Genomic DNA, 11,667 nt, shown 5'->3' on the forward strand with positions numbered 1-11,667 from the left:
GAGGCGCCCGCCCCCGCAATCCGCGGGAGCGGCCGAACGGTCGGTCAGCTGTTCGCGTCGACCGCGGACCTGAACTTCTCGAGGGCCTCGCTGCCGGGACGGCCTTTCTGGTCGACCCCCTTGGCCCATTCCTCGGCCACCGGCTCCAGCCGCTCCATGAAGGCCTTCCTGTTGGCCGCGTCGAAGGTGACCAGGGTCGCGCCGTCGGACTGCAGCCGCTCCAGCGCCGCCGCATCGTCCTTGTCGATCAGCTCGCAGGCCCGCAGGGTGGTCTTCTTCCCCGCCTCCACCATCGCCTTCTGCACCTCCGGCGACAGCTTGTCCCAGACCTTCTGCGAAATGCCGTAGAAGGTCATGCTGCTGCCGAAGCTCAGATCCTTGGTGGCAAACTTGGTCTGCTTCTGCAGGTCATAGGAAAAGATGCTGGCCGCGGGGAAGGCCGTGCCGTCCACCGTGCCGCGGGAATAGGACTCGGTCAGTTCCGCCGCACTCATCCGGATCGGCACGATGTCGAGCTGGCGCAGCCCGGAATCCATCGCCGCGCCGGTGGAGCGGATCTTCAGGCCGGACAGGCTGTCCAGCCCCTCCACCGTCTTGGAGGTGAACAGCTGGTAGGGCGGCAGGCCCACGACGTAGAGCAGGCGGATGCCCAGCGGCTTCAGCTCGTTCTCGTCGAGGAAGCCGCCCGGCGCGGCCAGTTCCTGGTAGGCGAGCGACGCAGCGCAGGCCGAGGGCACCATGCCGGGCAGTTCCGCGACACTGGACAGGGGCATCTTGTCGCCCAGATAGCCGGGCACATACTCGCCCATGTCGACCACACCGGCCTCGGTCAGGGTCAGCATGTCCTTCGACTTGCCGAGCTGCTGGCTGGGATAGCGCTTGATCGTCACCGCGCCGTCGGTCGCCTTCTCCACCTCCTCGATCCAGTAGTTGGTGGCATAGCGGGCGATGTAATGGTCCTGCGGCAGCCGGTCCGCCAGCTTCAGCTCCATGCCGTCGGCCTGCACGGATCCGGCAAGCAGGCCTGCCACGCCGGCCGCGGCCATGGCGAGGCCGAGCCGGCCAGTAATGTTGTTGCCCATCGGTTTCCTCCGCTCCTTTTCATTGCTCCCGGGCCGCGCTGTGGCGCGGCCGGAGGCCGGCTTGCCCGCGCCGGCCTGCTGCCGGCGCGGGAAGGTGGTCAGGCTGCCCGGCCGTGCCGCAGCAGCCGGCCCGGCAGCGGCCCGTCCGCGCCGACGACATCGCGGTTGTCGCGGCGCAGGACGGTGCCGTTGACGATCACCGTGTCGATGCCGGCCGCCTCCGAGATCAGGCGGTCGGCGCCGCCGGGGAAATCGCGCACACGGCGCAGCGGCCCGGCGGCCACGGTCTTCGGGTCGAAAATGACGATGTCGGCGGCCCAACCCTCGGCCAGGCGGCCGCGGTCGCTGAGGCCGAACACCTTCGCCGGGTCGGCGGTGAGCATCTGCACCGCCCGTTCCAGGCTCAGCACCTGCTTCTCCCGCACCCAGCGGCCCAGCAGGTCGGTCGCCTGGCAGGCGTCGCAGAGCTGGCTGGCATGGGCGCCGGCATCCGACAGGCCCAGCACTACGCCGGGCTGCACCAGCAGGTCCGCCACCTCGTCCTCGTCATGATTGGCGATCGGCATCCGGAAGCGGGTTTCCAGGCCGCTCGCCAGCGCCAGGTCCAGCGCCAGGTCGACGGGATGGACGCCGCGCTCTGCGGCGATGTCGGCGACCCGCCGCTCCTCCAGCGCCGCCTCGGTGGCGCATTCGGAGATCACCATCATGCCGAAGGCCTGGGCGAGCGACGGCCAGGCGGTGTCCCAGCGCTCGCGGAAAGCAGCGCGGAAGTCCGGATCCCGGTAGATCCGGCACTTGCCGTCGAAATCGGCCGCCGCGACCGGCTTGAAGAACGACATCTGTTCCAGGATCGCCGGTGCCTTGAACTGGAACTCGAAGTTCAGCGGCCGCGGGGTGACCTGGGGATAGAGCTGCACGCCGCGGGCCTGCTGCTCGCGGGTCTTCTCCAACTGGTCGCGGAAGCGGGACTTGCCGAAGGCGGAGCCGGCCAGCAGCGCGGTCCAGCAGACGGCGCTGCCGGCGGCGGCGGCGACCTCCTCCATCTCGTCCAGCAGCAGGCCGGGGCCCAGGGTGGACTGGATCATGCCGCGGCCATGGCTGCGGACCGCGCCGGCCAGGGTCATGATCTCTTCCATGCTGGCCAGCCGGCTGGCGACCGGCCGCCCCTCGAAGCCGACATGCGCGGCCAGCTTCGAGGTCGCCAGCCCCAGCGCGCCGGCGTTCAGCGCGTCGGCCATCAGCGCACGCATCCGCGCCATCTCGTCCTCGTTGGCCTGGCGCTCGGTCGCCTCCGGCCCCATGACGAACAGCCGCAGCGGGGTATGGCCCTGCAGGGCGCCGACATTGATCGCCGTGCCGCCGGCCTCGATGCGGTCGAGATAGTCGGGGAAGGTCTCGAAGCCCCAGTCCCGGCCCATGCCGGCCCGCAGGGCCTCGACGCTCATCCCCTCCACCTTTTCCAGGGTGCGGACGATCATGTCGCGATGGTCTTCGCGGGTGGGCGCAACGCCGAAGCCGCAATTGCCCATCACCACGCTGGTCACCCCGTGCCAGGGCGAAATCGACAGCATCCGGTCCCACATGATCTGCGCGTCGTAGTGGGTGTGGATGTCGACGAAGCCCGGGCACACCACCCGGCCATCCGCCTCCACCACCTGGCGGGCATCGCCGTCGGCCTTGCCCAGGGCGACGACCTTGCCGCCGGCGATGCCGACATCGCCGCGATAGCCGGCCGCACCGGTGCCGTCGACAATGGTCCCGCCCGTGATCTTGAGATCGTAGTCCATGGCATCGTCCTCCCGCAGCGACGCTGCCGCCGGCTGCATACCGCGGTCACACTAGCCGGCGGCAAACCCGGACGGCAAGAAAAATGATAAATGATCCGGTAATCATTTTTTGCCCGATCATGGCGCCGACCACAAGGGCAGGCCGCCGGAATGGCGGGTCCGATGCGCTTGAAGGAGACACGCGGGAGCAACGGCAGGCGCCGGAAGCACCCACCGCAAAGGGCGGGGTCTGCGGCCCTCAGGCTGCGGCGGGGAAGTAGAGGCCGCGCTGGCCGGTCACCGGCTTGAAGGCGTCGGAGATGCCGAGGACGGTCTCCGCGCCGCCGAGGTAGAGATGCCCGTCCGGGGTCATGCAGCGCGCCATGCGGCCCAGCACCTTCCCCTTCGTCGGCTGGTCGAAATAGATCAGCACGTTGCGGCAGAACACCACGTCGAACTTGCCGAGCGCGGTGAACTCGTCCAGCAGGTTGAAGGTGCGGTACTGCACCATCTGGCGGATCCCGGCGTCGATGCGCCAGCGGTCGCCTTCCTGCTTGAAATACTTCATCAGCATCTGGATCGGCAGGCCGCGCTGTACCTCGAACTGGGTGTAGAGGCCTTCCTTGGCGCGCCCCAGGACCTCGGCGGCCAGGTCGGTAGCGACGATGTCGATGCGCCAGCCGGCCAGCTTCGGCCCCTGCTCCTTCAGGATCATCGCCAGCGAATAGGGCTCCTGCCCGGTGGAGCAGGCGGCCGACCAGATGCGGAACGACTTGCGCGACGCGCGGCTCTCCAGCAGCGCCGGCAGGGTGACCTCGCGGAAGGTGTCGAACGGCTTGGTGTCGCGGAAGAAGAACGACTCGTTGGTCGTCATCGCATCGGTGATCGCCGACAGCAGCGCCTCGTTGCGGCTCTTCCTGACTTCCGCCACCAGCTCCGGCAGGCCGCCCAGGCCGCGCTTCCGGGCCAGCGGCACCAGCCTGCTTTCCAGCAGGTAGAGCTTGTCGCGCTGGACGACAAGGCCGGAACGGTCCTTCAGGATCCCTGCAAGCAGGTCGAAATCGGCGGGGGTCACGGCTTCGTTCCCGTCATCACCTTGCGCACCGCCGGACCGATCTCCGGCAGCGGCAGGACCGCGCTGCAGATGCCTGCCGACGCGACAGCACCGGGCATGCCCCAGACCACGCTGGTCGCCTCATCCTGCGCCAGCAGGGTCGCGCCCTGCTGCGCCAGGGCACGTCCTCCCGCCAGCCCGTCCTGGCCCATGCCGGTCAGCACCACCGCCAGCACCGCCGCGCCGAACTGCTCGGCCAGGCTGCGGAACATCGGATCGACCGCCGGCCGGCAGAAATTCTCCGGCGGATTCTGGTTCAGCCGCAGCACCGGCGCGCTGCTGCCTCCGGCCACCACCATGTGCCAGTCGCCGGGCGCCACGTAGATCCGGCCGCGTTCCAGCGGCTCGCCGTCGCGCGCCTCGGATGCGTTCAGGCCGGAGATCCGGGTCAGATGCTCCGCCAGGATGCGGGTGAAGGTGGGCGGCATGTGCTGGGTCACCAGCACCGGCAGCTTGAGATCGTTCTTCAGGTCCTGGAACAGGGTGAACAGGGCCTGCGGCCCGCCGGTGGAACTGCCGATCGCCAGCACCCGCGGCACGGTCACCCGGTGCTGACGCAGGGTGATGGGCCCGCCGCCGTAGAGCCCCTGTCGCGACCTTGCCGGAGCCGTTGCCGAGGTCGTTCCCGGGGCGCCCCGGGCATCGGCCGCCGGCGCGGCGGCACGCGCCGTCGCCGGCGCGGCACCGCGTCCGGCCGGCGTGGCGCTGCCGGGCGGCGCGAAGGCACGCCGCGGCTGGCTGGCCCGGGTCGCCTGGCCCAGCGCCTTGATCTTGTCCAGAAGGTCGCGCTGGTAGTCGGAGATGGTGCCCGCGTCGCGGGTGGAACTCGGCTTGGTCAGGTAGTCGGCGGCGCCCGCCGCCAGGGCCTTCAGCGAGATCTCGGCGTTCCGCTCGGTCAGGGTGGAGGCCATGATGACCTTCAGCCCCGGCATCGCCTGCAGGAGCTGCGGCAGCGCGGTCAGGCCGTCCATCACCGGCATCTCGATGTCCAGCACCATGACTTCCGGCCGGATCTGCGCGACCTGGCGCAGCGCCTGCGAGCCGTCGCCGACCGATGCGACGACCTCGACAGCCGCCTCGTCCTTCATCCAGCGGGCCATGAGGCCGCGGATAACCGCGGAATCATCCACCAGCATGACTCTGTAGGGGCCACCCGGCGGAATGCCCTGCGCGCCGACGGCCAACTTACAGCAGTCCCACTTGCTGGAACTTGGCTTGCAGGATCTCGCGATCGAACGGCTTCATGATGTACTCGTCGGCACCGGCGGCCATCGCTTCCTGGATATGTTCCATGTCGTTCTCCGTGGTGCAGAACACCACGACCGGGTCGGTGCCGCCCGGACGGGCGCGGAGTTCGCGCAGGAAATCGATGCCGGACTTCACCGGCATGTTCCAGTCGAGGAGGATTGCTTCCGGCATCGCCGAGTCGCAGGCCGCCATCGCCTCCTTGCCGTCGATCGCCTCGACGACGCGGAAGCCGAACTGTTCGAGGATGCGGCGCGCCACCATGCGGATGACGCGGGAATCGTCTACGACCAGGCAGGTCTTCATCGCCCTCGGACCCTCATTGCAGGGGGCGTTTCACGCACGAGTCCGGCAATACCGCATGCCGCAGCATTCCGGAAGTCTGGTTGACGGCGACGAATGCACGCCGCCGGTCAGGCGGCGACGTTCGACTTCGCGAAGTTGAGCAGCCGCTCCACCTCCAGCACCACCAGCAGTCGACCGTCCAGGCGATAGATGCCGTCGGAAACCTCCCGCCAGCGCGGGTTGAGGGTGGGGGGCGTCCGCTCGAAGCTATCGTCCGGCAGGCTCAGCACCTCGCCGACGCTGTCGAACACCAGCGCATAGGGCTCGCCGTGGAAGTCGACCACCACGTTCATGCCCTTCTCGCCCTCGTCGCGCGGCGGCAGGTTCAGGCGGCAGCGCACGTCGATCGCCGTGACGATGCGGCCGCGCAGGTTCAGGACGCCGGCGACCTCGCGCGGGGCCAGCGGCACCCGGGTCATGTCCTGCGGCCGCAGCACGTCGCGGACCTCCAGGACCGGGATGCCGAACACCTGGTCGGCGATGGTGACGGTGACGAAATCCCGCGCCCCGCCCAGCGACTGGACCGCACGCTCGCCCGCCACCGCGGGCGCGTTCGAGCGGATGCTGACCTGACGGCTCTTATCTTCAGACATCTGTTATCTCCCCAGAGCGCGCGCTTCAGGCCGCTTCGCCGAGCGTGTGCGACAGCACCGACAGCAGCGCATCGCGGTCGAACTTGGCGATGTAGTCGGAGAAGCCGACCGTCCGCCCCTGCTCGAAGTCGTGCTGCGTGGCATGCGACGACAGCGCGATCAGCGGCACCGACTGCCAGTCCGGGCTGCGGCGCACCTCCGCGGCGAAATCGAAGCCGTTCATGCCCGGCATCTCGATATCGCTGACGATGATGTCGAACGTCAGCCCCTTGTTCCGCAGGGCCAGCGCCTCGTCCGCGCTGCCGACCGCGGTCACGTTGTAGCCCGCGGCCCCCAGGATCGGGGTCAGCATGTTGCGGAAGAACGGGCTGTCGTCGACCAGCAGGATCCGGCGGGTCGCCTCCTGCGTACCGAAGGCCTTCTCGCGGCGGGTGTTGAACCAATCGCCGAAGGCGAGCTGCAGGTAGTAGCCGAGGTCCAGCAGCTCCGTCGCCTTGCCCGCGATCACCGCGGTACCGACGATGCCGTCGATCTCCGACGCCATCTCCACCTTCAGCCCGGCTTCGACGATGTCGAGGATCTCGTCCACCATCAGGCCCATGGTGCGCTCGCCATCGGCGAAGACCAGGACCGGCTGGCGGCCGCTGTCGCGCACCGCGACGTCGTGGCGCATCCGCAGCAGTGGCATCAGCGCGCCGCGATACTGCACCATGTCGCGACCGTCGACATGCTCGATCGATTCCACAGGCAGCTCCTCCAGCCGGGCGACGAGGCCCAGCGGCACCGCCTTGGGCTCCGCGCCGCCGGCACGGAACAGCAGGAGAGAGGTCGACTCGTCGGTGGTGGCGCGATGGCGCTCCTCCTCCTCCTCGGCCAGCTTCTCCTCCATCTGCATATCCTCCAGCAGGCTGGCGATGCCGTTCACGTCGAGGATCATGATCACGCTGCCGTCGCCGAGGATGGTATTGCCGCCGAACACGGAGATGTCGCGCAGCACCGGCGCCACCGGCTTCACCACGATTTCCTCGGTGTCGAAGACGCCGTCGACCACGATGCCGAACTGTGCGCTGCCGACCTGCACGACGACCACGAAGGCCTCGCGCTTCTCGACCGCCGCCGCCAGGTCCAGCACCTTCGACAGGAAGACCAGCGGCAGCAGGCGGTTGCGGAGCCGCAGCACCGGCGTGTCCTGGATCTGCTCGATCCGCATCTCGGAGTTCGAGGCGGTGCGCACCAGTTCCACCACCGACAGCTGGGGGATCGCATAGCGCTCGCCGGCGCATTCCACGATCAGCGCGGAGACGATCGCCAGGGTCAGCGGGATCTTGATGGTGAAGGTGGTGCCGCGGCCCTCTTCCGAGCGCAGCTCGATCGTGCCGCCGATCTTCTCGATGTTGGTGCGGACGACGTCCATGCCGACGCCGCGGCCGGAGACGCTGGTCACGCTGGCGGCGGTCGAGAAGCCGGGCTTGAAGATGAACTGCTGGATCTGCGCCTGGGTCAGGGAGACGGCTTCCGCCTCGGACACCAGGCCCTTCTCGATCGCCTTGCGGCGGATCCCCTCGGTGGAGAGGCCCTTCCCGTCGTCGGCGACGGTGATGATGATATGGCCGCCCTCGTGGAAGGCGTTCAGGCGGACATGGCCCGTCTCGGACTTGCCGGCAGCCCGGCGGGCATCCGGCATCTCCAGGCCGTGATCGGCGGAGTTGCGGACCATGTGGGTGAGCGGGTCCTTGATCAGGTCCAGAACCTGCCGGTCCAGCTCGGTGTCCTGGCCGTGCATGTCGAGCTGAATCTTCTTGCCCAGCTCCATGCCCAGGTCTCGGACGATGCGCGGCAGCTTCGCCCAGGCATTGCCGATCGGCTGCATCCGCGTCTTCATGACGTTTTCCTGCAGCTCGCTGGTGCAATGGCTCAGGCGCTGCAGCGGCACGGTGAAGGCGGAACCCTCCTGGCCGCGGACCATCTGCAACAGCTGGTTCCGGGTCAGCACCAGTTCGCTGACCATGGTCATCAGGTTCTCGAGCAGGTTGACGTTGACCCGGATCGACTGGTTGGCGATCGCGGACTCGCCGCGCTCCTGCCCCTCCTCGACCTGGCCGGTCTTGGCGGCCACCGGCGCGGCGGCCGGCGGCGGTGCGGTCTCCGGCGCCGCTTCGGTCGCCTCGAAGATCGCGTCCAGCTCCGCCAGGCTCACCTCGCCTGGCAGCAGCTCGCGGCCCAGCTCGGGGTCGAACTTGGCGAGGTCGCCCCCCGCGGGCTCTTCCGCCTCCTCGGCAGGCTCGGCTTCCGCCGCCGCCTTCTTGGCCTTGGCGGCCGGCTTCTTCGCGGCCGGCTTCTTCGCGGCCTTGGCAGGCTTGGCCGGCGCCTCTTCGGCAGCCGCATCCGCCGCACCGGCTGCCGGCGCCGCCGCGGCGCCCGGGACCTCGCCGGTTTCCGCCAGGTGGTTGAGCTTGCCGATCAGCGCGGAATCGTCGCCGGGCGGCTCCTTTTCGGTCATCTCAAGGCTGTTCAGCAGCGACTTGATCTGATCGATGGATGCCAGCACCAGGCTGACCGCAGCCGGACTGACGGCCAGTTCGCCGTCGCGCACCTTGCCCAGGACATTCTCCGAGGCATGCGCGACCTTTTCCAGCCGGGGCAGCCCCAGAAAGCCGCAGGTGCCCTTGATCGTGTGGACCAATCGGAAAATGTTGTCGATCAGGCCCGGATTGTCCGGGTTCTGTTCAAGGTTGACCAGTTCAACGTCGAGCAGGGCAATGCTCTCGTTCGTTTCGGTCAGGAATTCCTGCAGGAGTTCGTCCATGTCTCGCCAGTCCCCATTCCGGATGTGCGGACTATCGCGGAAACCTCTTAAATCACGGTAAACGCGAAAGCCCCTTGCCGGCCTGTCCTCCCTCCCCGCCCGAAACGTCACAGGCGAAGGCGGAATCCCCCGTCGGCGGCCTCGATTGTGACCGGTCGTGCGGTTTCCCCACTCAGTTCATAGGCCAGGCAGGCCACCGCGTCACCTGGGGTGGCGGCATCGTCCAGCGCCCGTTCGCCACTGAGAAATCCGGCCGCGCCCTGGTCCAGGGCGGCGCCTTCGCCGGCGCAGGTGACGGCCACGCCGCCCGGCTCCGTCGCCTGACCGTCGCCCGGGGCGACGGCAAGGCGGCCGCCGCGGGGCATCCCCTGCGAAGCGATCAGGGTCAAGGCCAGCACGAGGCGGCCCAGCTGGCGCGGCCAGACGCCATCCGAAAGGCTCCAGTCGAGCTGGATGCGGCCGCCATCGAGCAGGCCTGCCAGGGCGGCACGGCACTCCTCGGACGGCAGGTCCTCGCCGCCGGCCAGGCCGGCGCCGAACACCAGGCGATAGAACCGAAGCTTGCGGCCGGCCTGATCGGAGGCCATCGCGACAAGATCCATCGCCTGCGCCTGGAGATCCGGGTCGTCATCCTCGGCCATCAGTTCGATGCCGTTCTGCAGCGCACCGATCGGCCCGGCCAGATCGTGACACAGCCTGGAGCACATCAGCCCGGCCAGCTTCAAACTTGTCATGCCGCCTCGCTCGCCCTTTTGTGTCGCCGCAGGGTCCTGACGTGCCCCGGCCATTGCCCGGTCATCCGCCGCCCGGGATGCCGGCCTCCCCCTCGCCGCCGGGCGCTTCGGCTGCTAAGCGTTCGACCAGCGAGGCGAAAGTCTACCGTCAGGCGCCGGCAAATTCATCCGGGCGCCGCGGCCGGCGGTGGCGCGACCGGTCGGTCCGCCCGGGGGGCCGGCCGGAAGAACAGGGACAGAAGGAGGGGGCCGTTCATGGCGCAGCCGCAGCAGGACCAGCACAAGGCACAATTGTCCGACCTTGAGATCGCACAGGCGCACCGGATCCGGCCGATCCAGGAGGTGGCGGAGGCTGCCGGCATTCCCGATTCGGCCCTGCTGCCGTTCGGCCGGGACAAGGCCAAGCTCTCCGCCGGCTATCTCGGCGACCTGCAGCCCCGTCCCGACGGGCGGCTGATCCTGGTCACCGCGATCACCCCGACCCCGGCGGGCGAGGGCAAGACCACCACCACGATCGGGCTCGGCGACGGCCTCAACGCCCTGGGCCACCGCACCGTGATCGCCCTGCGGGAGCCCTCCCTCGGCCCCTGCTTCGGGGTCAAGGGCGGCGCGACCGGGGGCGGCTATGCCCAGGTGGTGCCGATGGAGGAGATCAACCTCCATTTCACCGGCGACCTGCATGCCATCGGCGCCGCCAACAACCTGCTCGCCGCGATGGTCGACAACCATCTCTACTGGGGCAATGCGCTGGACCTCGACCCGCAGCGGATCACCTGGCGGCGCTGCATGGACATCAACGACCGGGCGCTGCGCGGCATCGTCCTGGGCCTTGGCGGGCCGACCGGGGGGACGCCGCGGGAAAGCGGCTTCGACATCACCGTCGCGTCGGAGGTGATGGCGGTATTCTGCCTGGCCGCCGACAGCGCCGACCTGCAGGCCAGGCTGGGGCGCATGGTGGTGGGCCGGAGCCGCGACAAGCGTTTCGTCACCGCCGCCGAGCTGCAGGCCGAGGGTGCAATGGCCGCCCTGCTGGCCACCGCGATCCAGCCCAACCTGGTGCAGACCCTGGAGGGCAATCCGGCGCTGGTCCATGGCGGCCCCTTCGCCAATATCGCGCATGGCTGCAACTCGCTGATCGCCACCCGGGCGGCGTTGAAGATGGCGGACTTCACCGTCACCGAGGCCGGCTTCGGCGCCGACTTGGGGGCGGAGAAGTTCTTCGACATCAAGTGCCGGATGGGCGGCCTGGCGCCCGACGCCGCGGTGGTGGTGGCGACGATCCGCGCCCTGAAGATGCATGGCGGGCTGGCCCGCGACGAGCTGGGCCGGGAGGATGTCGCCGCGCTGGAGCGGGGCTTCGCCAACCTGGCGCGACATGTCGCCAATGTCCGCAAGTATGGCGTGCCCGTGGTGGTGGCGATCAACCGCTTCTCCGGCGACAGCGAGGCGGAGCGCCGCCGCCTGCGCGAGCTGTGCGAGGGCGAGGGGGTCGAGGCGATCGAATCCGACCATTGGGCCCGCGGCGGGGCCGGCGCCACCGATCTGGCCCGGCGGGTGGCGGAACTGGCCGGCAGCGGGCAGTCGGCGTTCAAGCCGCTCTACCCCGACGCGATGCCGCTGGAGGACAAGCTGCGCACCCTGGCGCGGGAGATCTACGGCGCCGCCGACATCGCGCTGGAGCCGGCCGCCGCCCGCATGCTGGCCGAACTGCAGGAGGCGGGCTTCGGCGGGCTGCCGGTCTGCGTCGCCAAGACCCAGTCCAGCCTTTCCGCCGACCCGGCCCTGAAGGGCGCGCCCACGGGCCATGTGGTGCCGGTGCGCGAGGTGCGGCTGTCCGCCGGCGCCGGCTTCGTGGTGGCGATCTGCGGCACCATCATGACCATGCCCGGCCTGCCCCGGCACCCCGCCGCGGAGCGCATCGGCCTCGGCGCCGACGGCCGCATCACCGGGCTGTCCTAGGGCGGGTCAGCCGGCCGCGGTGC

At 69.4% G+C, this 11,667-nt stretch carries 9 protein-coding genes; 1 reads left to right on the forward strand and 8 read right to left on the reverse strand.

Features of this window, described 5'->3' with window-relative positions:
- Positions 1–44: 44 nt before the first annotated feature.
- The 8 genes from ACFOGJ_RS11115 to ACFOGJ_RS11150 form a co-directional block, all read right to left on the reverse strand.
- Positions 45–1,082, reverse strand: a complete 1,038-nt coding sequence (locus ACFOGJ_RS11115; RefSeq protein WP_379900255.1) for a TRAP transporter substrate-binding protein — start codon at positions 1,080–1,082, stop codon at positions 45–47.
- 98 nt (positions 1,083–1,180) lie between these two features.
- Positions 1,181–2,869, reverse strand: coding sequence for an N-acyl-D-amino-acid deacylase family protein (locus tag ACFOGJ_RS11120; RefSeq protein WP_379900257.1), 1,689 nt, complete (start codon positions 2,867–2,869; stop codon positions 1,181–1,183).
- A 238-nt stretch (positions 2,870–3,107) separates the two neighbouring features.
- Complete coding sequence (locus ACFOGJ_RS11125) at positions 3,108–3,923, reverse strand: CheR family methyltransferase (RefSeq protein WP_379900259.1); 816 nt, start codon at positions 3,921–3,923, stop codon at positions 3,108–3,110.
- Positions 3,920–5,098, reverse strand: coding sequence for a protein-glutamate methylesterase/protein-glutamine glutaminase (locus ACFOGJ_RS11130; RefSeq protein ID WP_379900462.1), 1,179 nt, complete (start codon positions 5,096–5,098; stop codon positions 3,920–3,922). Before ACFOGJ_RS11130 ends, ACFOGJ_RS11125 begins: the two co-directional genes overlap by 4 nt.
- Before the next feature lie 49 nt (positions 5,099–5,147).
- Positions 5,148–5,513 (reverse strand): response regulator, encoded by a 366-nt coding sequence (locus tag ACFOGJ_RS11135; protein ID WP_379900261.1) that lies wholly within the window; start codon positions 5,511–5,513, stop codon positions 5,148–5,150.
- A 107-nt stretch (positions 5,514–5,620) separates the two neighbouring features.
- Positions 5,621–6,145: a chemotaxis protein CheW gene (locus ACFOGJ_RS11140; protein ID WP_379900263.1), complete on the reverse strand. Its 525-nt coding sequence runs from the start codon at positions 6,143–6,145 to the stop codon at positions 5,621–5,623.
- A gap of 25 nt (positions 6,146–6,170) precedes the next feature.
- Positions 6,171–8,951, reverse strand: coding sequence for a hybrid sensor histidine kinase/response regulator (locus ACFOGJ_RS11145; protein ID WP_379900264.1), 2,781 nt, complete (start codon positions 8,949–8,951; stop codon positions 6,171–6,173).
- Positions 8,952–9,058: 107 nt separating this feature from the next.
- Positions 9,059–9,685, reverse strand: a complete 627-nt coding sequence (locus tag ACFOGJ_RS11150; protein WP_379900266.1) for a histidine phosphotransferase family protein — start codon at positions 9,683–9,685, stop codon at positions 9,059–9,061.
- 255 nt (positions 9,686–9,940) lie between these two features.
- Between ACFOGJ_RS11150 and ACFOGJ_RS11155 the strand changes: the two genes are divergently transcribed.
- Positions 9,941–11,644, forward strand: coding sequence for a formate--tetrahydrofolate ligase (locus tag ACFOGJ_RS11155; protein ID WP_379900268.1), 1,704 nt, complete (start codon positions 9,941–9,943; stop codon positions 11,642–11,644).
- Positions 11,645–11,667 lie beyond the last annotated feature (23 nt).

The sequence above is a fragment of the Marinibaculum pumilum genome, assembly GCF_042646425.1.
In the GTDB taxonomy this organism is placed as follows: Bacteria; Pseudomonadota; Alphaproteobacteria; order Ferrovibrionales; family Ferrovibrionaceae; genus Marinibaculum; species Marinibaculum pumilum.

What these genes read in the sequence shown, in the direction of transcription:
- ACFOGJ_RS11130 (WP_379900462.1), bottom strand. Translation starts at nt 5,098, where the DNA reads ATGCTGGTGGATGATTCCGCGGTTATCCGCGGCCTCATGGCCCGCTGG.
- ACFOGJ_RS11135 (WP_379900261.1), bottom strand. Translation starts at nt 5,513, where the DNA reads ATGAAGACCTGCCTGGTCGTAGACGATTCCCGCGTCATCCGCATGGTG.
- ACFOGJ_RS11115 (WP_379900255.1), bottom strand. Translation starts at nt 1,082, where the DNA reads ATGGGCAACAACATTACTGGCCGGCTCGGCCTCGCCATGGCCGCGGCC.
- ACFOGJ_RS11140 (WP_379900263.1), bottom strand. Translation starts at nt 6,145, where the DNA reads ATGTCTGAAGATAAGAGCCGTCAGGTCAGCATCCGCTCGAACGCGCCC.
- ACFOGJ_RS11145 (WP_379900264.1), bottom strand. Translation starts at nt 8,951, where the DNA reads ATGGACGAACTCCTGCAGGAATTCCTGACCGAAACGAACGAGAGCATT.
- ACFOGJ_RS11120 (WP_379900257.1), bottom strand. Translation starts at nt 2,869, where the DNA reads ATGGACTACGATCTCAAGATCACGGGCGGGACCATTGTCGACGGCACC.
- ACFOGJ_RS11150 (WP_379900266.1), bottom strand. Translation starts at nt 9,685, where the DNA reads ATGACAAGTTTGAAGCTGGCCGGGCTGATGTGCTCCAGGCTGTGTCAC.
- ACFOGJ_RS11155 (WP_379900268.1), top strand. Translation starts at nt 9,941, where the DNA reads ATGGCGCAGCCGCAGCAGGACCAGCACAAGGCACAATTGTCCGACCTT.